We start from the raw sequence: 22,361 nt of genomic DNA, 5'->3' as shown, positions 1-22,361 counted from the left end.
TCATGGAGCGATGCAAATCACTCATATTCACAAGGAGATGTAGCATGAACTGGAATCAGGTTGAAGGCAATTGGGAGCAGTTCAAGGGCAAGGTCCAGACCCAGTGGGGCAAGCTGACCGGCGACGATCTTGATGTGGTCAAGGGCAACCGCAAGCAGCTGTCCGGCCGCCTGCAGGAGCTTTACGGCAAGTCTCAGGAAGAGACCGAACGCGAGATCGACACCTGGCTTGGCCGTCACTGACGGCCCCGTATCGTCTCCAAACATCTACCATGACGGAGGCTTCGGCCTCCGTCTTGCGTTAGCGGTCATCCCGGTCTAACCCCTGGCAATCTCCTGCAATGTCTCTACGACGATGCGCTGCAAGGCCGTCGGTTGCCATCCCATGCGAAAGGTCATGCCAATGCGCCTTTCGGTATTTTCAAGATCATAAGCGACCACCCCCAGCAGACCGGAATCGATCTCATGGGCGATCTGTCGAGGCGACAGGATGGTAAGCCGGTCCGTTTCCAAGAGAATGCCGCGCACGATGTCCGAAGAGCCCGCGATGATCGGCGGCGAGACAGTGTTGGATATTCCATGAGCGCCTAGGGCCAACCTGTCGAATATCGCCCGCGTCGGCGTTCCCTGCCGTGAGACCACCCAGGGATAGTTCGCCAAATCCTGTCTCGTGACCATCTCCCGCATCAGCAATGGGTGTTTGCGACGGGCGATGACCGATAGCGCATCGCAGAACAGTTCCTGCTGGATCAAGCCCACGTCCTGTGTTGACCTGAGCGCTCCCACCAGCATGTCGATACGCCCCGCCACAAGGGCTGCGATCTGGCTGTCGTAATCGCCATCGCTGATCTCGAACACCGCTTGCGGGTGTTGCCGCGACACGCGCGCCACGAGTTGTGGCACGATACTGTTACGCACGAGCGGCAGCGTGCCGATCCTCACGCGGCCCGAAAAACTGCCCTCGTATTCCAGAAGTTCTTCATGGGCACTGACGATCTCAGCGAGAAAAAGATTGGCCTGCACAGCCAGCAGACGGCCTACCGACGTTAGCCTGAGGTGTCGGCTGCGCTCCTCGAACAGCGGCACGCCGGCGATGCGCTCAAGTTGGCGCGCCGCTCGGTGCACGGAGGACTCGGCCTGATCCAGAAACTTGCCGGCAGCGGCGAAACTTCCGGTATCTGCAAACGCAGCTATCGCCCGTAGATGCGCAATCGTCGAATGGGTCTCCAGGATATCAGACGCTCCGCCGTCGACCCTTGACTGCCTCTGGATATCCTGACCGGCCTTGCGAAGGCACTGAAGCGCGCGGCGGAAGCGTGCAACAACCAGCGCCCCTCTTTCTGTCAGCGATATGCCATTGCTGCCGCGGAGAAGGAGTTGCACGCCAAACTGCTCTTCCAATCGCGTAATGGCCTGCGTCGCCGCAGGCTGCGAGATATGGATCTCGTTGGCGGCGCGGGACAGCGAGCCGCAGGCGGCCGCACTGTCGAGCAAGCGGATATGCCGCAGGTTTGGATAGGAGCAGCGGGCGGGCCGCTCCTCCATCTCTTCATTCGTAGGCGCCTGCCTCTGATCGACAAAGTTAAGCATGGCTTTTCCTCCCGCCGCGCCGGATGGCCCGCCTCCTACAGCACCTCCGAGCAGCGATTTCGATGTCCAGCAGTCCTTCCTTGACGAGCCCTCGAACGAACAGTCGCCCGCATCAGACCGCCGAAACGCCGCCTGTCAGATATACTTCAATCCCTTTTCCGCCAGTCGCTCGCGCATGGAGTAGATGTCGAGCCCCAACTCACCGGCTGCCAGCCGACGCCGCTTGTCTTCCTCTGCCGCGACGCGTGCTTGTGCCTTTTTCAAAACGTCCGCGGCCTCCTCGCGGCGGACGATGCACACGCCATCATCATCGGCAATGATGACATCGCCCGGGTTGACCAGCGCACCGGCGCAGACGACGGGGATATTGACCGAACCCAACGTCTCCTTGACAGTACCCTGGGCAAAAACGGCTTTGGACCAGACCGGGAAACCCATCTTGGTCAGATCACGGACATCTCGCACGCCGGCGTCGATGATCAGGCCCACACCGCCGCGCGCCTGCATTGATGTCGCCAACAGGTCGCCGAAATAGCCGTCTTCGCAGGGCGAAGTCGGTGCCAGCACCAGGATATCGCCCGCCTTCACCTGCTCGATCGCGACATGCACCATCCAGTTGTCACCGGGGGCCGCGGAGATCGTGACGGCGCTGGCGCCAACCTGCGCGCCGGCAAAGATCGGCCGCATGTAAGAGGCCATCAGGCCCTTGCGCCCCTGGGCCTCGTGCACGGTGGCCACGCCGCATTCCGCAAGCCCCGCGATCACTGCGCTGTCAGCGCGCTCGATATTCTGCACCACGACCGCCATGTTTTTCCTCCCATCTGCGAACACGTATCCAGATGGCCCCAGGGGCCATCGAAATCATCACTTCGTCATCGGTTCGATCCGATGCGCCTGAAAGCTATCAGGCAGGCGGGTGATCTCAATGGTTTCCACCACACCGCCTTTGTTGAAAGGGTCGCCTTCGGCAAAAGCTCTTGCCTGCTCAAGGCTGTCGGCCTCCAGGATACCGAAGTTTCCAGACCCCTGCTCGCTTTGAGGGTCCAGCAGAGCGCTGCCGATCAGCACCCGTGCCGTGCCGCCACCTCCATCAGCCACATAGGCCCTGTGAGACGGACGCAACTCGTCACGCAGCGCGGCGACACCTGATTTGTGCCGGTTGATCATCAGGAAATACATCAGGCAGCCGCCTTCAGGTTTTCCAGCACCACCATCCCGGCACCCGTCAGCGACGCCGGTGCGAAATAGTGCTTGTGGACCGTTTCGACGTCGGCATCCATGGCGCCACGCATGACCAGCCACATGATGAGTTCGGCACCCTCGCTGCCGAAGGTCTCGACATAGTCCTGCCGCGTCATATTGCGGTATTTTTCCGGATTGCTGCCAATCTCGTCGATCCAGGCGCGGTCGGCGGGCTGGTTGATGAAGCCGGCGCGCGAACCCTGCAACTGGTGCGACAGGCCACCGGTGCCCATGATGACGATGCGCTCATCAGTCGGCCAGCTTTCGACCGCCTTCCGCAAGGCCTTGCCGAGATCCCACATGCGCTGGGGTGTCGGGATGGGATACTGGATCGTATTGACGAAGATCGGCACAACCTTGACCGGCCAGCGATCCGGCTTGCCGAAGAACAGCTCCATTGGCACCTGAAGGCCGTGATCCACCTCGATTTCACGGCAGATCATCGGGTCGAAATGGTTTTCCACAAGCTGATCGACAAAATGCCAGGAGAAATCGGCTGCGCCCTCGAAATCCGGAATGGCGCGAGGGCCCCAGCCCTCATCGACAGGCTTGTAGCTTTCCGCAACACCCACTGCGAGGGTGGGAACGCGATCGAGAAAGAACGAGTTGCCGTGATCGTTGAAAACAACGACGGCGATATCGGGCCGCGCCGCCTCTATCCATTTCTGCGCCGGAATATAGCCGTCAAAGAACGGCTTCCAGTCCGCGGTATCACGCAATCCGCGATCCAGCGCCACACCGATAGATGGGACATGCGAGGTTCCGAGCCCTCCGATAAGCTTAGCCATTGATTTTCTTCCCCAGGCGCTTCACCAGAAATTCGTTGTGTTCCATGCCGGCCTGCGCCGCGCCGATGGCCGTGATCGGCACCGGATCGACGGCCGCGATCTTCAGGATGAAGAACAGGTTGCCGCCAAGGCGCACCATTTCCTCCCAGTCGCGGGCCAGAACCGCTGCCTTCTGCTCTTCCGTCAGGCCGAAGCGATCGAGATAGGCGGGCTCATCGGCCTTGAATGCCGCGCGGTTTTCGGGCTGGCCAAGCGACATGCCCATCTTGTTCAACTGATAGCCGTAGCTGGCCCGCGCCCGGTCATAGAGCGGCGTCTCGGGAATGCGGTCTCCTTCCGCGCGGGAAGCAAAAGCCTTGTCGATCATCATGCCTATCCTTCAGTGAGATCTCATCCACGCCTTGAGCACGCAAGCCACCGGCTCCGGCCTTTCGACAGGTGCGAAATGTCCGGCATCCTCGATCACATCAAGGGATGCGTGGCGAATATGGGTCTGCATCGCTTCGTGCTGTGCCAGCGGGCTCCAGGCATCCTGCCGCCCGACGATCAGCGCGGTCGGCACTGCAATCTTCTGCAAGACCGGCTCAGCCGCGGGCCGGTCGAGCAAGGCCTTGATCTGCCTTTCGTGCAGTTCCGGCGTCATGCGCTCGACCATGGCGGTCAGTGGCGCCATCAATGTCTCATCCGTCAGTCGATCGGGATGCACCATCGGCGGCAGCCATTTTGCCGCCAGCGCCCTCATGCCCTCACGATAGGCCAGATCCACAAGCTCCTGCCGCTTGACCTCCTCGCCCGGCTTGCGCGGATGCACGCCGGTATCGAGCAATGCCATGCGGCAAATGCGATCGGGCGCCAGGCGCACCATTTCCAGCGCCACGCGCCCCCCCATGGAATGCCCTGCTACAGCAAGGGATCCCTCAACGGCATCAAGCGTATCGACCGCCATCTGGGTTATCGAATCCTGGGTGGAGCAATCGGCAATGACGATCGCCATGTCGGCCTCAAGCCTGTCGACGACAGGCTGCCACGCGGCCCCATCACATAGCAGGCCTGGTATCAGCACCAGCGTCTGATCAGCCATTTTCCTCTCCTCCCAACCGCGCCTCCGTGCACAGTTTGTATGCCGAACCTATCAAACGCTAGGGCGAACAGACATCATTATCGTCAGCACTCGCCGAACTTCCTAAGGCCGCCCGCCACAAAAAACCAAGAGAGCCCTAGGCTTCGTTCCTCGTCAGATTATGATTAATTATTGTTTTGCAACAATAAAAATCACAACCTTTCGCTTCCCACTCCCCTGCCCTTATGGCAAGCCGACAGACACAAAACTCCTCGACACAAACTCAGTCATGACATCGAAGGCCATCGTCCTCGTACATAATGTATACATTTTTGGCTTTTGTGCCAGAGAAATTTTGCTCGCCACTGTCAATTGCCGTCCAGGATCGGCGCCGGAAGACATGGCGACCGATCCGAGCAATGGCCACCCACTTTGCAAACCTCCCCTTCTTCGCGCCGCTGCGCCGTGCTAAGGAAGACACCGGCCGGGGGAACTGCCTGGGGACCAGGGCAGGCCAAGCCAATTCACATAGCGGGAGATGACGTCGATGCGGGCGCTTTTGGGACTTTTCACCCTTGTTCTCACGATCTCAGGGCTGGTCGCGCATCCCGCTGCTGCGGCAGACCGAACGGTGGTCCTGTCACAGGACAGCGACTATTTTGGTTTCGACCTCAGGACCGAACAGAACGTCTCGCAGAAGCAGTGCGAGGCAAGCTGTATTGGCGATGAAGCCTGCCGGGCCTTCACCTACAATCCCAAGGTCAAGTGGTGCTTCCTGAAGAGCGATTTCAATCAGCTCAACAATTTCGTCGGCGCCGTGGCCGGCCGTATCGTCACAACAGGCGCGGAGCCCGACATCGGCGCGCCGCCAAAGCTGCCCTTCATCTCTGAACAGCTGGCGCAGGATTCCCGCGAGGCCAGGGAAAACCTGTCCCTCACCGAAGAGCAGATGTCGCAAGGGTTGGTCGGCTATCTCACCGATGCCCGCAACGCCGCCGCCAATGGCCAGGTGGACAATGCGATCGCAGGCTTCAAGGCATCGCTCGCCATCGATCCCGACAACGTCGAGACGTGGCTCGAGCTGTCCCGGACCGCAGCGAGCGTCACCAACAACAGCAGCTATGCGACCGAGGCCATGACCTCCGCCGTCAACGCCTATGAGCTTTCGCGCACCCGAGAGAGCCGCGCCGACGCGCTGGCAGCACTGGCACTGGCTTTCGAGCGGGCCGAAAACTATCGCCCTGCGCTGACCGCCTACAAAGAAAGCCTGGCGCTCGTCTCGTCGAGGACCGTACAGGCCGCCTATCGGGACCTGCGCGAACGTCGTGGCTTCCGCGTCGTCAACAATACCATCGACGCCGATGGCGTCACGCCGCGTGCCTGCGTCGAGTTTTCCGAACCGCTGGTGAAGTCCGGCGTGGACTACTCCTCTTATGTTATGCTGGATGGTGCTCCGCCCCAGGCGACCGACGCACGGGGCAGCCAGATCTGCGTCGAGGGCCTGCGCCACGGCCAGCGCTACCGCCTGTCCTTGCGCGCCGGCTTGCCATCGTCAGTCGATGAAAACCTGGAAGTGCCTGCCGACCTCGACCTATATGTAAAGGACAGGGCCGCCAGTGTGCGCTTCACCGGCGACAACTTCGTCCTGCCCTCCAGCCTGCGGCGCGCCATACCGCTGGTTTCGGTAAACATCGAAAGCGCCCAGCTGAAGCTTTATCGCATCGGTGACCGTGGCCTGGCCCCGCTTCTGGCCAAGTCGCAGTTCCTCACGCAATTGGCCGGCTACGATGCGGATGAAATCGAGGCGAGCGCGGGCGAACTTGTGTGGCAGGGCGCAATCGAGATCGCATCGGAGTTGAACAAGGATATCACGACGAGCTTCCCGGTTGATGAGGCCCTGCCGCAGCGCAAGCCAGGGGTCTATGTGCTGACCGCCGCGCTTCCCAACAAGGAAGCCGATAGCTGGGATACCCGCTCCACCCAATGGTTCGTCGTCTCGGACATCGGCCTCTCGACCTATGCCGGCACTGACGGCCTGAACGTCTTTGCCCGCTCCCTGGGACAGGCCGGGCCGCTGGCCGGCGTGGAAGTGCAACTGCTGGCGAAGAACAACGAAATATTGGGGACTGCCACAACCGACACCGACGGACGGGCGACCTTCAGCGCCGGACTGGTGCGCGGCTCGTCGGGACTTGCCCCTGCTGTGCTGACGGCAAAGAACAGCGCAGGGGATTATGTATTCCTGGACATGACTCGGGCCGGTTTCGATCTCTCGGATCGCGGTGTCACGGGCCGCGCCGTGCCGGGCGCGGTCGATGTCTTTGCCTGGACGGAACGCGGGGTCTACCGCGCGGGTGAAACCGTGCATGCGGCAGCCCTGGCCCGTGACAACACCTCGACCGCCGTCGAGCGCCTGCCTTTGACCTTCGTTTTCCTGCGGCCTGATGGCGTCGAAGACAGGCGCATGGTGGCAAATGGCGAAGCGCTGGGAGGTTATGCGGTTGACCTGCCGCTGCAGTTGAATGCGATGCGCGGCACATGGACCATGCGCATCTTCACCGACCCGAAGCGCGCGGCGATCGGCGAGAAGCAGTTCCTGGTGGACGACTTCGTGCCGGATCGCACCGAGTTTGAAATGACCAGCGAGCAGACGGCGCTGCAACCGGATACCGAGGCGGTGATCGAGGTCAAGGGGCGCTATCTCTATGGCGCGCCGGCCGCAGGTCTGAGCCTGGAAAGCGAAGTCAGCCTGAAGCCGACGCGCGAAAACCCAGCCTTCCCACGCTATCAGTTCGGCTTAGCCGATGAGGGTGATGTCGAGGAAAGCCAGTTCTCGCTGGACGACATGCCGGTTCTCGATGAGGACGGAGCCGCCAGTTTCTCGTTCACCCTGGATGAGCTTCCGGCCACCACGCGCTTGCTGAATGCCGATGTTACGGTCCGCATGATCGAGGCCGGCGGCCGCGCTGTCGAGCGCAAGTTGACGCTGCCGGTACTGCCCGATGGACCACGCATCGGCGTCAAGCCGGAATTCTCCGGCGATCTCGCCGAAAATTCGGTCGCACGCTTCCACGTGATCGCCATTGACCCCGAGGCCAACAAGCAGGCCATGCAGGGGCTGATCTGGAAGCTTTACAGTCTGGAGCGAAACTATCAGTGGTATCGCGACGGTTCGTCATGGCGCTACGAAACCGTGATGACCAGCAAGCAGGTTGCCGACGGCAAGCTCGACCTCACCACCGATGGTGCCGAGATCTCCACGCCCGTGGGCTGGGGCCGCTATCGCCTGGAAGTCGAAAGTGCTGCCGCCGATGGTCCCGCCACGTCGGTGGAATTCGATGCCGGCTGGTATGTCGCCGCCACATCGACGGAAACACCGGATGGCTTGGAAATCGGACTCGACAAGGATGCTTACGCGGTCGGCGAGACAGCCAAACTAAAAGTATCGCCCCGCTTCGCCGGCGAACTTCTGGTGACGATCGGCACGGAAAGCCTGATTTCCGTACAAACCGCCAGCATCCCACTGGAAGGCGGCGAAGTGGATATCCCGGTAACCTCGGCCTGGGGCGCCGGCGCCTATGTCACGGCCACGCTGTTCAAGCCGGCCGGAACGGAAGCGAGCCGCATGCCCTCGCGTGCCATCGGTGTGAAATGGGCCAAGGTCGATCCTGCGGATCGCAAGCTGTCGGTCACACTCACTCCGTCCGAAAAGATGCGGCCGCGCCAGCCACTGGAAATACCGATCGAGGTCAAGGGCGCCGGCGTGGGCGAAGAAGCCTATGTCACCGTGGCCGCCGTCGATGTCGGGATCCTCAACCTGACCCGCTATGAGGCCCCGGATCCGGACGGCTGGTATTTCGGCCAGCGGCGTCTCGGCCTGGAAATTCGCGACATCTATGGGCGACTGATCGACGGCTCGCTCGGTGCGCTGGGTCGTCTGCGCACCGGTGGCGATGGTGGCGCCGTGATGCTGCAATCCAGCCCGCCCACGGAAAAGCTAGTGGCCTTCTTCTCTGGACCGGTCAAGCTGGACCAGGACGGCAAGGCCGTGGTCAGCTTCGACATCCCGCAGTTCAACGGCACGGCCCGCGTCATGGCCGTCGCCTGGAGCAAGCAGGGCGTCGGTCATGCCAGCACCGATGTGATCATCGGCGACCCTGTCGTGGTGACCGCAAGCATGCCGAAATTCCTTGCTCCGGCTGACAATGCGCAACTGCTTCTCGAGATCGCCAATACGGACGGCGCAAAAAGCGACTATACGCTGCAGGTAACGCCCAACGAAGCCGTGGCCATCGACAGCACCAATCTGCCGACAAGCCTCAGCCTCGATGCTGGCGCAAAAACCGCCTTCACCCTGCCGCTGACAGGCATGCAACCTGGGTCAGGCACGATTGAAATCTCCCTCACCAGCGCGTCGGGAGAAAGCTTCGACCAAACCGCGTATATCCCGGTCCGGCCGGCGTCGCTGCCGGTCACGACCCGCCGGCCGCTGACGATTGCCGCCGGTGCCAGCCTCACGGTCGATGGCGAACTGCTGGCAGATAGCATTCTCCAGGATGCCGAAGTCAGCCTGCGCGTGGCCCGTGCCGACGGGCCGGACGTCCCCGCACTTCTGATGAGCCTCGACCGCTATCCTTACGGCTGCGCCGAGCAGACAACGAGCCGCGCCCTGCCGCTACTCTACATGAGCGAGCTTTCGGAAGGCACCGGCATTGCCGTGGATGAAGGGCTGCGCAAGCGCATCCAGGATTCCATCTACCGCGTCTTGTCCTACCAGTCTTATTCCGGCAGCTTCGGTCTTTGGTCGCCAGGCTCAGGCGATCTGTGGCTGGATTCCTATGTCACCGACTTCCTGACGCGGGCGCGTGAACTGAAATACGACGTGCCGGAAGAAGCCTTGGTGTCGGCGCTCGACAACCTGCAAAACGTCACCGGCTATGACACCAACATCAAGGAAAAGGGCGATTCCATCGCCTACGCCCTGTATGTCCTGGCGCGTAACCGCAAGAGCGCCATCAGCGACCTGCGCTACTACGCCGACACCCTGCTCAACGACTTCCCGACGCCGCTGGCCAAGGCCCATATCGCGGCTGCCTTGTCGCTCTATGGGGATACGGAACGGGCGCGCAAAGTCTATGTCGAAGCACTCGGCATGACGGAGACCGGACTGGTTCAGAATGTCAGCCTCAGCCGCTCCGACTATGGCTCCAACTTAAGGGATTCCGCAGCGATCCTGGCACTTGCCGCCGAAAGCCGTCCGGTCCCGCCTGTCATCCCGGCGCTGACCAAGCTCATTGATGCCGAGTTGAAGAAAAAGACCTATACCAGCACCCAGGAACAGGCCTGGATGCTGCTGGCGGCGCGTGCCCTGCAGCAGACGGACAACAACCTGAAGCTTGACGTCAACGGCGCGGTGCACACCGGCAGCTACACTGCTCGCATCGGTGGCGATGCGCTGCTCGCCGCTCCCGTCACGGTCACCAATCGCAGCAGTGAGCCTGTGACCGCGGTCGTGACGACGGTTGCCGCACCCAGCCAGCCGCTGGCCGCGGGTGGGGATGGCTTCGAAATCGAGCGCACCTATTATTCGCTCGACGGCGAAGAGGTGAATGTCAGCCAAGTCCAGCAAAACGAGCGATACGTCGCCGTTCTCTCGGTCACGCCGAGCAATGACTGGGCGTCGCGGATCCTGATCACAGATCTCCTGCCCGCAGGCTTTGAAATCGACAATCCAAGCCTGGTCGACAGTGCCCGCCTGGCAAACTTCGAATGGCTCGGCGACATGCAGGCCGCCCATCTGGAGTTCCGCAGCGATCGCTTCGTCGCCGCCTTCGACCGCTCGGCCGGCGACAACAGCGAGATCACCCTGGCCTACGTGGTGCGTGCGGTGACCCCCGGCACCTATGATCACCCCGCAGCCGTGGTGGAGGACATGTACAGACCGCAGTTCTCCGCCCGCACGGCGACGGGACGCATGGAGGTAACGGCAGCACAGTAATGCGCGGCTTGCGGAAAGTCGGTTGGCTCAGTCTCGGCGTGACCGCCATCATTGGAATGGTGGTGGTCGCGCTGGATCAGCTTGATCGCGCCTACCCCCCGCCGCTCGTACTCGGCCAAACCGTGTCGCAGGAAATGCGCGATGCGGACGGGCAATTGTTGCGAGCCTTCGCGACACCGGACGGTCGATGGCGCTTGAAGACCGCCGCCGGCGATGTCGACCCTTTGTTCATTCGCATGTTGGTCGCTTACGAAGACAAGCGGTTTCACGATCATCGCGGCATTGATGTCCTGGCCTTGGGCCGCGCGGCGTTTCAGCTAGCAACGAATGGGCGCATCGTCTCAGGCGCCTCGACCCTATCCATGCAGGTCGCGCGACTGATGGAGCCGCGCCAGGATCGTTCTCTGACGGCCAAGGCCAGGCAGATGCTGCGCGCGCTGCAGATCGAGCGCCGCCTGAGCAAGGCGGAGATCCTCGATCTCTACCTGACGCTCGCGCCCTATGGCGGAAACATCGAAGGTATCCGCGCCGCAAGCCTTGCCTATTTCGGCAAGGAACCGAAGCGTCTTGGCATAGATGAAGCCGCTCTGCTGGTGGCACTGCCTCAATTGCCGGAACGCCGTCGTCCGGATCGCTTTCCAGAAGCCGCCACCGAGGCACGAAAGCGGGTGCTGGATCGCATGGCCGCCGCTGAAATTGTCGGGAAGGACGAAACCGCGCGCGCGATGATGGCCGCGGTGCCGCGTTCCAGGAAAAACCTGCCCGCACTTGCCGCCCATATGGCCGATGCTGCCCGTCGCAAGGCGCCGCAGGAAACCGTCTATCGCACGACATTGCGCAAAAGCGTGCAGCAGGGCCTGGAAAGCGCGGCCTCGGAAGCCGCCGCCAAACTCGATCCAAAAGTCTCCGTTGCCTTGGTCATGGCCGACGCTTCAACAGGTGAAATTCTGGGTGAAGTTGGCTCTGCCGGCTTCTTCGACACGTCTCGCGCGGGCTTTGTCGACATGACCAGGGCCAACCGATCACCGGGTTCGACATTGAAGCCGTTCATTTATGGCTTGGCCTTCGAAGAGGGCCTGGTCAGCCAGGAAACGGTCATCGAGGACCGACCGGCCGATTTCTCAGGCTACCGCCCCAAGAACTTCGACCTGACCTATCAGGGCGATGTTAGCGTGCGCGAGGCGCTGCAACTCTCCTTGAATGTTCCGGCCGTGCAATTGCTGGAGGCGGTGGGCCCGATCAAGCTGCTTTCCCGTTTCCGACGGGCCGATGTGCGACCGATCCTGCCCACGGGTGAGGCTCCGGGTCTTGCAATCGGGCTGGGCGGGGTGGGCATCACCCTGAAAGATCTCGTCCAGATCTACGCGGCCATCGCCAATCGCGGGCGGCCGGTCCATCTGGGCGACGGTATCATCGAGCAAGCCGATGTCATTGATGGCGCTCCCTTGCTGTCGCCGGTCGCCGCCTGGCACGTCGCCGATATCCTCTCCGCCATCCGCCCGCCACCGGGCATTGCCGCCCGTCCCATCGCCTATAAGACCGGCACGAGCTATGGCAATCGGGATGCCTGGTCTGTCGGATATGATGGACGCTATGTGCTCGGTGTCTGGATCGGCCGCGCCGACAATGGCGCCGTGCCCGGCCTGACGGGGTATAGCCACGCCGCGCCGCTTCTGTTTTCGGCCTTCAATGCCTCGGGAGTTGCGTCCGTACCGTTCCCCGCGCCACCTCCGGGTGCGGTCCGTATCGCCCAATCTCAACTTCCGCCGAGCCTCAAGCGTTTCGCAGTCGATGGCTATGGCTTGACCGCAATATCGGCCCGCGAAAAGCCACCGCAGATCGTCTATCCCCCTGAAGGGGCGCGGGTGGAACTGGGGACATCAGCGGATGGAACGCCGCTTCCGCTGGTTCTGAAGATGCAGGGGGGGCGCGCGCCTTTCCGCTGGCTCGCCAATGGCAGGCCCCTGGAGGCGGTGTCCCGCAACCGAACCAGCCAATGGATGCCGGACGGCGCGGGCTACGCCACCCTGACCGTGATCGATGCGATCGGCAGGGCAGCCAGCGTTGCCGTGTTCCTCAAATAGAGCTAACGGGCTCCTCTATCGCCCAAAGCACGGACCACGGGCCGATCTCCTGGTCCGTCATCTCGCCTTCGATGAACAACCGTCGTGTTGCGGGCAGCGGGTGAAACGGCCGTGTTGTTGCATCGAGATTGGCCACCAGAATGAGCCGGCTCCCATCTCCCATCCGCCAGGTCACATGCACGACATCTCCATCAAGACTGTAGCTGCCGGAATGCCCACCAATACCCTGCAGCCGCGGCACGATTTCCGCTTTGCGCAACTCGATCAGCCGCCGATAAAGCGCCAGGAATTCGGCATGATCGCCCTGCCCCATGGCGTCCCAATCGAGCTTCGCCGACAGAAAGCTGGTTTCAGCCGTGGGATCAGGCACGTCTTCGGCGTGACCGTCAAAACCCGGCAGTCGCGCCAGCTCCTCGCGTCGTCCCTTGCGCACCAGTTCATTCAGCTCTGGCGGAAAATCGCAGAAGAAGGGAAATGGCCGACGGCTTGCCCACTCCTCGCCCATGAAGATCATCGGTATCTGCGGCGAAAGAAGATAAATGGCGGCACCTGCCCGGAGCGCGGCCACCGAGATGGTATCTGCCATTCGATCGCCAAAAGCCCTGTTGCCGATCTGGTCATGGTTCTGGATGAACGAGATGAATGCTGTTGGCGGAAGCTCGGCACTCGGTTGCCCCCGCGGCGATCCGCGATAGGCCATCTCCTCGCCCTGAAATACAAATCCTTCGGCCAGACCCCGCCCGATCTTTGCTCTGTCGTCGGCATAGTCGGCGTAATAGCCGAAATCTTCCCCTGTCATGGCCACGTGCAGCACGTGATGAACATCGTCGTTCCACTGGGCCGTATAGAGGCGGTCGGCATGGTCAACGCCGCCCGATAGCAGGCTGCTGTCGTTTTCTTCATTCTCGACAACAAGATGCACCGGTCGCTCCCGCGTTACAGCGCGAACCCGTCGCGCCAGTTCCTGCAGCAGATGCTCCCGGCTATCGTCCTTGATCGCGTGAACGGCATCGAGCCTCAGTCCGTCCACCCTGAACTCGTCGATCCAGTAGAGCGCATTTTCGATGATGAAATCCCGGACGAAGCGGGCCTGCTCGCCATCGAAATTGATGCCGGCGCCCCAGGGCGTCTTGTGGTTGTCGGTAAAGATCGGCGAATAGGACGGCAGGTAATTTCCATCAGGGCCGAAGTGGTTGTAGACCACGTCAAGAAACACCGACATGCCCCGCAGATGCGCTGCATCGATCAATGCTCTCAGATCCTCAGGTCGACCATAGCTGCTTTCAGGCGCATAGGGCAGGACGCCGTCATAACCCCAATTGCGGCTGCCGGGAAAATCGGCAATCGGCATAAGCTGGATGGCAGTCACGCCGAGGTCTCGCAAATGATCAAGACGCGAAATGACGCCGAGGAAGGTGCCCAGATCGCTAAAGGCTCCAACATGGAGCTGGTAGATAATGGTCTCGCTCCACGGACGGCCACGCCAATCCTGGCAGCGCCAGTCGAACTGGTCGCTGACGACTTCGCTTGGCCCATGCACATCCGCAGGCTGATGGCGTGATGCCGGATCGGGAACCTCGATGCCATCAGCCAGGATGAAGCGATAGCGGCTGCCAATCCCGGCCTCCGGGCTCTCATGCATGTGCCATCCATCCGCTGCGAGGTCCATGCGCACCGGCGGACGATCGTCAATCACAAGATCCACCCGCTGCTGCTTCGGTGCCCAAAGCCGGAAAAGCACGCCCCGTTCTGAAACCACGGGACCAAAGGAAAATCGGTTCATGCCTTCAATCCTTGTTCGCCGGTCTTCTGCTCTGCGGGGACGAGAACCGAGATTGGCTGTTGGCCCAGGAGCGTTTCGATCGGTATCCGGTCTGCCCCGGGGATCCGTATCTCATCCATCAGACTGCTCATCTCCCCGCTAAGACCAGCGGGAAGAACCAGGCTGGTGTCCTCCCAAAACCCCACTGACGCACACAAGCTGTCGGGATCGATCCTGTTGAGCATCAACCGCGGTGCAACAGCGATTGCGAACCTGCCCTCATGCTCCCGCGCAAATGCCACGACATGATCCCGGCGCGCGCCTGTCACCTCGAGCGGCAGATAGCGACCTTGCGCAAAAAGCTGCGGCTCGGCCTGTCGCAAGCGGAGAACCGAGCGGATCAGCGCCCGTTTCGCAGCGGCGATGTCCTGTCCGTAAGAAGAACCGGGCCAAGTCGGAGTCGCTGACAGAGCGGTAAAGTCTGGCACGCGCCTGTTGTCCGGATCGACCAGACTCTGATCAAGGATCTCGGCCCCCTGATAGATATCCGGAATGCCGGGCGCCAATAGCTTGATCAGCGTCTGGGCGAGGCTGTTGAGATTGCCCGCCGCGACGAAGGGCAAAAGTGTCTTCTGAAAATCATCCCGGAAATCCGCGTTTTCGGCCGATAGCAGGTGCCGGGCATAGCGCGCGACCGCCTGCTCGTATTCAGCATCGGGACTGTTCCAGTCCGTATGGATTTTGGCCTCGCGCATGGCCTTTTCCACATAGGCCTCGAGCCTTTCCGAGAGAGCGCCAAGATCCGGCTCCTGGACATCGACTGCCCAGACCCCCGCCAAAGATTGATACAACAGCCATTCCACATCAGGCCCAGGCGCTGAGCTTTCCGCCATCGGCGATAGATGGGCACCGTTCATCCCCCGCCAGCGTTCCACACCCTCGGCCCAGACATCCGCCCCCTCGCTGATGGCATAGAGCCTTGCCCGGGCATCTTCGCCGCGCTTGGTGTCATGGGTTGATGAGGCGGAGAGACCGTGCGGTTGCGTGGCCAGACGCTCCTGCATCAGTTCATGAAAATGCGCCACGCCTTCGACTGGTGCATTTGGCTCGCCACCCACCTCGTTGAGAGCGATCAGCCGGTTGTATCGATAGAAGGCCGTATCCTCCATCGATTTGGCCATGATCGGACCGCTCAACTGCTGGAAGCGAAAGCGGAACTCGCAAGCATCAGGGCCTTCCACCTGGCCCGTCAGCAGCCGCACGATCTTGTCGAGTGCAGGATCGTCTCGAAGATCGCCAGGCAGTTTTTGCAGCGCGTCCGCCAGCACGGCTTCGTCCTGCGGATCGAGGCCGCCTTCAGTGCCGTAGGTCCGATAGACCGAAAAGCCGCCCAGCAACTGCCGGATGACCTCAGCGAAATCGCTATCGGATGTACCCTCGAAACAAGCCGCCGCCAGTCTGCCCAGCCGCGAAACCTCGCCGGCGAAATTGCGCTCCGCCATCAGTTTCTTGGATGCCGCGAGCACGGTTTCGAAATCGCCGTTGTCGCCGGCCAAAATTCGGTAGTGCTGACCCAGCCTATCCAGACCGTCGGCATGCACAAACAGATGGGGCATGGCCGCGATGAATTCGTAGCCTGTCGTACCGGATACCGGCCAGCTCTCGGGCAGCACTTCGCCTGGCCCGAGAATCTTCTCGACCACAAGATAGATATCCGGGCCGACGGCCTGCCGCAGTTGCTGCAGGTAGGCTCCGGGATCAGACAAGCCATCGATATGGTCAATGCGCAAACCATCGACCATGCCCTTGCCCACCAGCTCCAGGATCAAGGCATGCGTAGCAGAGAAGACTGCCGCATCTTCCACCCGCACGCCGACCAATCCGGTCACCTCAAAGAAGCGTCGATAGCTCAGATCTGTCGCCCCATCGCGCCAGTTCATCAGCCGCCAATGCTGCTCGTCATGCAATTCACGCAGAAACTCGCGATTTTCAGAAAGGGCTGCCAAGGTGTTCGGACGCAAGTCATCCACCCGTCGAAGAACTTGGTCGCGGCTCTCCGGTCTCAGCGGAAACAGATTGTCGAAATAGCCGAGCGACAGATTGCCATGGACCTCGTCAAAGACGAGACGCAGATCCCCTGCCTCCAAGACCTCATCGAACGAGGCCCCAAGCTGCGGCAAAGTGAGCCGCCGGCTCCAATCGATGTCGAAGACACCGGCATGGGGGCTCGATGATCCAAGCTCCAGGACATTGCGCCACCAGCGGTTCTCCAGGGACGCTGCCATATGGTTTGGCACGATATCGAGGATGACGCCCATGCCGGCCGCCTGCAAGGCGGAGACCAGCATCTCGAAATCACCGCGCCCGCCAATAGCCGGATCGATCTCATTGGCGTCGGTCACGTCATATCCATGGGTGGAACCCGAGACGGCCGTGAAGATCGGCGAGAGGTAGAGATGGCTGATGCCTAGGTCTTGCCAATAGGGCACGAGCTTGCGGGCACGCTCAAAAGTCATGCCGTTTCTAAGCTGCAGTCGGTAGGTGGAGGATGGAATGGTCATGAACGCGCAAACCCCAGAGAGAACTAGCGGCGAACGGTTTTCGCCGCTGTTTGTTCCCGCGAGACGCGAAGGCATCTAGCCAAGGAATTTTCTTTTCAACGCAAAAATTGTGATTTAAGAAAATTTGCAACGACAATTGGGAGGAATCCATGACCCGACACCCCGCCTCCGCCTGGGCTCAGGAGCCTGCCGTTCGCCAGTTCCTTGACTGCAACCCCCTGCACCAAAATCCGCTGGCCTCCCGCGAGGACCTGAAGCAGGCCGTGCTGGATCTCTACGAGCCGCTGCGTCCCTGGTTCTCGGAGGGAAGCGCCCGGCTTCGGCTCGGCATAGGCGGGGTCCACTACGGTAGCGCCGCGGCCGAGATGGAAGCCTTTGTGAGACCTTTGTGGGGCATCGCACCCCTGGTTGCCGGTGGCTTCGATTTCGATGATCTGCCGCGCTACATCGACGGGCTCTCCAATGGAATGAACCCCGATCATCCCGAATATTGGGGTGATGTCGGTCCCTTCGATCAGCGCATGGTGGAGATGGCCGGTATCTCGCTCGCCCTCATCCTCGCGCCGGGCAAGTTCTGGGACCCGCTGGCGGACACCGCGAAAGACCAGATCGTCCGTTGGATGCTGACCATCAACGACTTCCCGACCGCCGACAGCAACTGGCTCTTCTTTCGCGTCCTGACCAATCTGGCACTGCGCAATGTCGGCCGCGAATGGTCTGAAACCGCTGTTCGCGCAGCGCTCGATCGCGTGGACAAGTTTCATATCGCGGATGGCTACTATCGCGATGGGAAATGGTATCAACTCGATTACTACACGCCGATGGCGATGCATTTTTACGGGCTGATGGTGGCCAAGATCGCCGGCGACGTGTTCCCGAATCATGCGGCGCGGTATCGCGAGCGGGCCAGGGCTTTCGCCAGGGATTTCCAGCACTGGTTTGCCGATGACGGGGCGGCCATCCCCTTCGGCCGCTCCATGACCTATCGCTTCGTGCAGGCTGCGTTCTGGGCAGGCTGCGCCTATGCTGACGAGGAAGTCCTTCCCTGGGGCCGCATCAAAGGGCTGGTGCTGCGGCACTTGCGCTGGTGGGGCACCCAGCCGATCGCCGATCGCGACGGGATTCTATCGATCGGCTACAGCTATCCCAACCTCCTGATGTCGGAGGCCTATAATGGCCCCGGCTCGCCCTATTGGGCATTGAAGACGTTCATGGTCCTGGCCCTGCCGGACGATCACCCGTTCTGGACATCGGAGGAAGAACCGGGCGACGCCCTGCCGGGAGGTCGCGTCCTGGCGAAGGCCGGCGGCTTCATCACCCGTCGAGCCAAGGGCGATGCTGTCGTGCTGACCGGCGGGCAGGATGGCCGTGAACATCGCTGCTACGACGCCAAATATGGCCGCTTCGCCTATTCCTCGGCCTTCGCCTTCTCCGTCTCCAGCGACGCCACGGCGCCCGACAGGCCGGAACGCAGCGCTGTCGATTGCGGCATCATGGTTTCCCGCGATGGCATCGCCTGGATGTCCCGCAACCGCATCACCGAGGCGGGGATCGACCGCTATATGGCCTGGGGTCGATGGCAGCCGGATGACGGGCTGGTTATCGATAGCTGGCTGGATTTCGCCAGCGATGGCTGGCATGTCCGGCTACACAGGATCACCACGTCGATGGATCTGCATGTTGCGGAAGGCGGCTTCTCCGTGGATCGCACGGGGGATGGGCATCAGTCGCCCCAGGACTGGTTTGATGTCTCCGCCGGCCGCGGTTTCGTCCGCACGCTCTCCGCCGTCTCGGGCATCCTTGATCTCACGGGCGAGCGAGAGGCCAGCATCATCCGTGCCGCACCAAACACGAACCTGCGCTTCCCGCGCACCTTCTTCCCACGGCTGGCCACATTGGTGCCTGCGGGCACGAACTGGCTGGCGACCGCTGTTTTTGGCGTCCCGGATCCGGCAGCAACGGTTACGCCTCTCGAGTTGCCGGAAACATTGTTGGCGCTTTGCAGCGAGCATGGGGTTAAGCTCACGCGCTGAGGATTTCGGCAAGAGGCATCGATGGCGGAAGACGTGACGCGGGAAATGACGGAAACGGGCTTGAGCCGCGGCAAGGTGACCCTGCGCGAGATCGCCGAGAGCGCAGGAGTTTCGATCAGCACGGCTTCCCGCGCACTAAGCGGATCGCCGGGCCTGTCCGATGCCGTCCGGGTCAAGGTCCAGGCTGCGGCCGATCGGCTGAACTATGTCGGCACCTCCAGCTCTTCCCTCGCCGTCACGGTGCTGACCACCATCGACGTCGGCGCCGCCAGTTCACCGGATTTCCAGCTCGAACTGTTTTCCGGTATCGAGCGGGAATGCCGCGACTTGGGGATTGTCCTGTCCTATGGCATGATGGGGCACGGCCAGCCCACGCCCATCCCTGCCGCCAGGGATGACGGCGCGCGCCACGGATACATCCTTTTATCCTTCCATGACGAGGATCTGATCGAGCGCCTGGCGCGCGATGGTCAGCCTGCGGTCATCATCAATGGCATTGATCCGCTGATGCGTTTGGACGCGGTGTCGGCAGGCAACCGGTCGGGCGGCTTTGCCATCACGCGGCACCTCCTGGATCTCGGGCATCGCAGGATCCTGGCATTGACCCACAACAAGCGCCAGCCCGTCCGCGACAGATTGGCGGGCTCAGAAGAGGCCCTTCGCGCCGCGGGCCTGTCCCTCGATCCGTCTCTGGTCATCGATCCCCCGGCCATGCGGGCCGACAGCGCTTATGCCGCCATAGGCCAGCGGCTGGAGGCAAACGGCGGGAAGCCCGACTTCACGGCCATACAGTGCTGCAACGATGCGAGCGCCTTCGGCGCCATGACGGCCATCACCGAAGCGGGGCTCAGCATACCCGGCGATATCTCCATCACAGGGTTTGACGACATCCCGATGGCCGCGATGGCGACGCCGCCGCTGACCACCGTGCGCGTACCCCGTCCGGAAATCGGGGCTGCGGGCCTGCGCCGACTGCTGGAGCGCATGAAGTTTCCGGAGACCTTGGTGACCTATACGGAATTCGCCGGACCACTCGTTGTCAGAGGGTCCACCGGCCCGGCGAAACCGTCGGTCACTTAGCGCAGGTCCTCGGGCTGTACGAAGTCCATGTCGGTATAGTCGACATTGTCGCCGGCCATGGCCCAGATGAAGCTGTAGCTGCAGGTTCCGGCGCCGGAATGGATCGACCACGGCGGCGAAATCGCCCCCTCTTCATTGCCGATAAACAGGTGGCGCGTCTCCTGGGGCTCGCCCATCAGATGCAGCACGCGGCCATTGGCAGGCAGGTTGAAATAGAGATAGGCCTCCATGCGACGATCATGCACATGGGCCGGCATGGTGTTCCAGACCGAGCCGTCTTCCAGCGTTGTGTAGCCCAGCACCAGCTGGCAGCTTTCCATGACGAGCGGATGGATGAACTGGTTGATCGTGCGTTTGTTGGAGGTCTCGACCGCACCGGTCTTGATCTGCTTGCTTTCGCTGAGCGTGATCAGTCGCGACGGACAAGCGCGATGGGCGGGCGATGACACGATGTAGAACCGGCCCTTGCCGGCAAAGGTCACCGGACCGGAGCCCATGCCCAGATAAAGCACGTCGCCGCGTTCGAGCGTATAGGTCTGGCCGGCCGCCTGCACCGTGCCTGTCTCGCCGATATTGACGACGCCCATTTCCCTTCGCTCGAGGAAGTTGGCCGTCTTGGTCTCTGCCACCACGTCGAGGACCAGCGCCTCGCCGTTCGGGACGGCACCACCCATGACGAACCGATCGTAATGGGTGTAGATCAGGCGGATCTCGCCGTCCGCAAACATGCCCGAAGCAAGAAAATGATGGCGCAGTTCGTCCGTGCCCATGCTGAAAGCATGTTCGGGATGGATGGCATGGCGTGTCTCGACGGAAAGCATGAGGATGTCCTTGGTGTTGCGCGGATGGAAGCGACGCACAGGCGCCGCCTCCATCTGCTACTTCAGTGCTGTTACTTCTTGATGATGTCCTGAACGCCCTGGTTCATTTCCTTGATGCCATCATCGATCGAGATGTTCTCGGTCATCAGCGCATCATGGGCGCGGTTCAGCACCAGCTCTATCTTGGCGGCATTGAGGTCCACCGGCAGCTCAAGATAGGACTTGACCGTCTTCAGCGCTGCCTTGCTGTTTTCGTCGGCCGGGAAGCCAGCCGTCGACGAGATCGTGTCAACGACCTTCTCGTCACGCAGAGCGGGGATGGTGCCGGTGGAGGCAACGATAGCCGCACCTTCAGGACCGCTGACCCACTTGATAAAGTCGAGCGCGGCCTTCTGGTCCGGCGAGTTCTTGTTCACGCCGAGGCTGGTGAGCTGCGCAGCCGTGGTTCCCGCTGCAACGCCTTCCGGATGCGGATAGGTGACGATGCCCCAGTTCTTGGCCAGCGACTCGCCGGACTTGACCTTGGCGATCTGCGTGCCGACGAACCAGGTGCCCATCGGCAGCATGGCGATCTGTTGGTTGAAGAACGGACCGGAATAATGGGTATTGGTAGACTTCAGCGACCCATAGGGCTGGATGACGCCTTCCTTCTGCAGGGCGATTGCACGCTCATACCAGGGCTTCAGGAACTCATACTTGCCATCAACAAGCGTCTGCTTGCCGTCGAGAACGGCGGGCAGCTGGACGGTGGAGCGCCAGGTATGCAGGTGCGCACCGTAGACCTTCTGCGCGCCAAAGCCGCTGGTCAACTTGCGCGCCGTCTCGTCAAACTGGGCCCAGGTCCAGTCATTGGTTGGATAGGCGACGCCGGCCTTATCGAACAGGTCCTTGTTGTAGTAGACGACCCAGAAGTCCGTACGGAACGGCAGCGCATAGAGGCCGCCATCGACTGTGAGTGCTTCGATCAGGCCGCCATAGCCCTTCGTATCCGCGGGCTTGGCGCCGGCTTCGGCAACATTGATCAGGGCCTTAGTGCTGACCAGCTGCGCATAGCCCGGAACGTCCTTGACCGTGACGATGTCGAGGTCGGTCGCTCCACCGGTCAACTGCGTCATCAGCATGGTGTTATAGTCGGCAGAGCCGAGGTCCGTATGCTCGATCTTGACGTTGGGATTGGCCTTTTCATAGGCCTCGATCAGGGGCTTGTAGAAGGCCACCTTGTCCCAGTCCCAGAGCGCCCAGTTGAGCGTCACCTTGTCCTGGGCGAATGCCGCGGCCGGGGCCACGCTGGCAGCAAGAATAAGCGTCAGTTTAAGCAGATTTCGCATTTCAGATCTCCTCTC

The 22,361-nt window shown here is 61.6% G+C and carries 15 protein-coding genes; 5 read left to right on the top strand and 10 right to left on the bottom strand.

All coding sequences use genetic code 11. The features are described from left to right. Positions 1-44 precede the first annotated feature (44 nt). Positions 45-242 (top strand): CsbD family protein, encoded by a 198-nt coding sequence (locus B9A97_RS17910; protein ID WP_084366730.1) that lies wholly within the window; start codon positions 45-47, stop codon positions 240-242. Positions 243-317: 75 nt separating this feature from the next. On the opposite strand, the gene B9A97_RS17905 is transcribed toward B9A97_RS17910, so the two are convergent. From B9A97_RS17905 to B9A97_RS17880, 6 genes are all read right to left on the bottom strand, one after another. Beyond that, complete coding sequence (locus tag B9A97_RS17905; RefSeq protein WP_084366729.1) at positions 318-1,589, bottom strand: LysR family transcriptional regulator; 1,272 nt, start codon at positions 1,587-1,589, stop codon at positions 318-320. Between the two features lie 135 nt (positions 1,590-1,724). Continuing rightward, positions 1,725-2,396, bottom strand: coding sequence for a 4-carboxy-4-hydroxy-2-oxoadipate aldolase/oxaloacetate decarboxylase (locus B9A97_RS17900; RefSeq protein ID WP_084366728.1), 672 nt, complete (start codon positions 2,394-2,396; stop codon positions 1,725-1,727). Between the two features lie 57 nt (positions 2,397-2,453). Beyond that, positions 2,454-2,768, bottom strand: a complete 315-nt coding sequence (locus tag B9A97_RS17895) for a YciI family protein (protein ID WP_084366727.1) — start codon at positions 2,766-2,768, stop codon at positions 2,454-2,456. After that, positions 2,768-3,619, bottom strand: coding sequence for a class III extradiol dioxygenase family protein (locus B9A97_RS17890; protein WP_084366726.1), 852 nt, complete (start codon positions 3,617-3,619; stop codon positions 2,768-2,770). The genes B9A97_RS17895 and B9A97_RS17890 overlap by 1 nt, the downstream gene beginning before the upstream one ends. Further along, on the bottom strand, positions 3,612-3,989 hold the full coding sequence (locus B9A97_RS17885; protein WP_244564274.1) for an extradiol ring-cleavage dioxygenase: 378 nt from the start codon (positions 3,987-3,989) through the stop codon (positions 3,612-3,614). The genes B9A97_RS17890 and B9A97_RS17885 overlap by 8 nt, the downstream gene beginning before the upstream one ends. Before the next feature lie 9 nt (positions 3,990-3,998). Continuing rightward, positions 3,999-4,700: an alpha/beta fold hydrolase gene (locus B9A97_RS17880; protein WP_084366725.1), complete on the bottom strand. Its 702-nt coding sequence runs from the start codon at positions 4,698-4,700 to the stop codon at positions 3,999-4,001. 526 nt (positions 4,701-5,226) lie between these two features. Between B9A97_RS17880 and B9A97_RS17875 the strand changes: the two genes are divergently transcribed. Both B9A97_RS17875 and pbpC read left to right on the top strand, forming a co-directional pair. Further along, positions 5,227-10,677, top strand: coding sequence for an alpha-2-macroglobulin family protein (locus B9A97_RS17875; RefSeq protein ID WP_084366724.1), 5,451 nt, complete (start codon positions 5,227-5,229; stop codon positions 10,675-10,677). 56 nt (positions 10,678-10,733) lie between these two features. Beyond that, positions 10,734-12,761 (top strand): penicillin-binding protein 1C, encoded by a 2,028-nt coding sequence (gene pbpC, locus B9A97_RS17870; RefSeq protein WP_244564280.1) that lies wholly within the window; start codon positions 10,734-10,736, stop codon positions 12,759-12,761. Here the strand turns inward: pbpC and treZ are convergent. Next, complete coding sequence (gene treZ / locus B9A97_RS17865; protein ID WP_084366722.1) at positions 12,754-14,544, bottom strand: malto-oligosyltrehalose trehalohydrolase; 1,791 nt, start codon at positions 14,542-14,544, stop codon at positions 12,754-12,756. The genes pbpC and treZ overlap by 8 nt on opposite strands. Beyond that, positions 14,541-17,039, bottom strand: a complete 2,499-nt coding sequence (gene treY, locus B9A97_RS17860) for a malto-oligosyltrehalose synthase (protein WP_244564273.1) — start codon at positions 17,037-17,039, stop codon at positions 14,541-14,543. The genes treZ and treY overlap by 4 nt, the downstream gene beginning before the upstream one ends. A gap of 194 nt (positions 17,040-17,233) precedes the next feature. Here treY and B9A97_RS17855 point away from each other — a divergent pair, with 194 nt between their 5' ends. Together B9A97_RS17855 and B9A97_RS17850 are read left to right on the top strand one after the other, a co-directional pair. Next, positions 17,234-19,117: a DUF2264 domain-containing protein gene (locus B9A97_RS17855; RefSeq protein WP_084366720.1), complete on the top strand. Its 1,884-nt coding sequence runs from the start codon at positions 17,234-17,236 to the stop codon at positions 19,115-19,117. Between the two features lie 21 nt (positions 19,118-19,138). Then, the gene (locus B9A97_RS17850) at positions 19,139-20,197 is read left to right on the top strand and encodes a LacI family DNA-binding transcriptional regulator (protein WP_084366719.1); all 1,059 of its coding nucleotides are present in this window, start codon (positions 19,139-19,141) and stop codon (positions 20,195-20,197) included. Here the strand turns inward: B9A97_RS17850 and kduI are convergent. Further along, a complete protein-coding gene (gene kduI / locus B9A97_RS17845) occupies positions 20,194-21,018 on the bottom strand; it encodes a 5-dehydro-4-deoxy-D-glucuronate isomerase (RefSeq protein ID WP_084366799.1) in 825 nt (274 codons plus the stop codon). The genes B9A97_RS17850 and kduI overlap by 4 nt on opposite strands. A gap of 71 nt (positions 21,019-21,089) precedes the next feature. Next, positions 21,090-22,346 (bottom strand): ABC transporter substrate-binding protein, encoded by a 1,257-nt coding sequence (locus tag B9A97_RS17840; RefSeq protein WP_084366718.1) that lies wholly within the window; start codon positions 22,344-22,346, stop codon positions 21,090-21,092. Between the last annotated feature and the right edge of the window lie 15 nt (positions 22,347-22,361).

Source organism: Rhizobium sp. RU36D, assembly GCF_900176345.1.
GTDB lineage: Bacteria > Pseudomonadota > Alphaproteobacteria > Rhizobiales > Rhizobiaceae > Allorhizobium.
Note: the sequence above shows the minus strand (reverse complement) of the source record. Positions and strands in the feature narration are given on the sequence as shown.

Excerpts from the sequence above, each read along its gene's own strand:
- B9A97_RS17910 (WP_084366730.1), top strand. The coding sequence starts at position 45 with ATGAACTGGAATCAGGTTGAAGGCAATTGGGAGCAGTTCAAGGGCAAG.
- B9A97_RS17905 (WP_084366729.1), bottom strand. The coding sequence starts at position 1,589 with ATGCTTAACTTTGTCGATCAGAGGCAGGCGCCTACGAATGAAGAGATG.
- B9A97_RS17900 (WP_084366728.1), bottom strand. The coding sequence starts at position 2,396 with ATGGCGGTCGTGGTGCAGAATATCGAGCGCGCTGACAGCGCAGTGATC.
- B9A97_RS17895 (WP_084366727.1), bottom strand. The coding sequence starts at position 2,768 with ATGTATTTCCTGATGATCAACCGGCACAAATCAGGTGTCGCCGCGCTG.
- B9A97_RS17890 (WP_084366726.1), bottom strand. The coding sequence starts at position 3,619 with ATGGCTAAGCTTATCGGAGGGCTCGGAACCTCGCATGTCCCATCTATC.
- B9A97_RS17885 (WP_244564274.1), bottom strand. The coding sequence starts at position 3,989 with ATGATGATCGACAAGGCTTTTGCTTCCCGCGCGGAAGGAGACCGCATT.
- B9A97_RS17880 (WP_084366725.1), bottom strand. The coding sequence starts at position 4,700 with ATGGCTGATCAGACGCTGGTGCTGATACCAGGCCTGCTATGTGATGGG.
- B9A97_RS17875 (WP_084366724.1), top strand. The coding sequence starts at position 5,227 with ATGCGGGCGCTTTTGGGACTTTTCACCCTTGTTCTCACGATCTCAGGG.
- pbpC (WP_244564280.1), top strand. The coding sequence starts at position 10,734 with ATGGTGGTGGTCGCGCTGGATCAGCTTGATCGCGCCTACCCCCCGCCG.
- treZ (WP_084366722.1), bottom strand. The coding sequence starts at position 14,544 with ATGAACCGATTTTCCTTTGGTCCCGTGGTTTCAGAACGGGGCGTGCTT.
- treY (WP_244564273.1), bottom strand. The coding sequence starts at position 17,039 with ATGACTTTTGAGCGTGCCCGCAAGCTCGTGCCCTATTGGCAAGACCTA.
- B9A97_RS17855 (WP_084366720.1), top strand. The coding sequence starts at position 17,234 with ATGACCCGACACCCCGCCTCCGCCTGGGCTCAGGAGCCTGCCGTTCGC.
- B9A97_RS17850 (WP_084366719.1), top strand. The coding sequence starts at position 19,139 with ATGGCGGAAGACGTGACGCGGGAAATGACGGAAACGGGCTTGAGCCGC.
- kduI (WP_084366799.1), bottom strand. The coding sequence starts at position 21,018 with ATGCTTTCCGTCGAGACACGCCATGCCATCCATCCCGAACATGCTTTC.
- B9A97_RS17840 (WP_084366718.1), bottom strand. The coding sequence starts at position 22,346 with ATGCGAAATCTGCTTAAACTGACGCTTATTCTTGCTGCCAGCGTGGCC.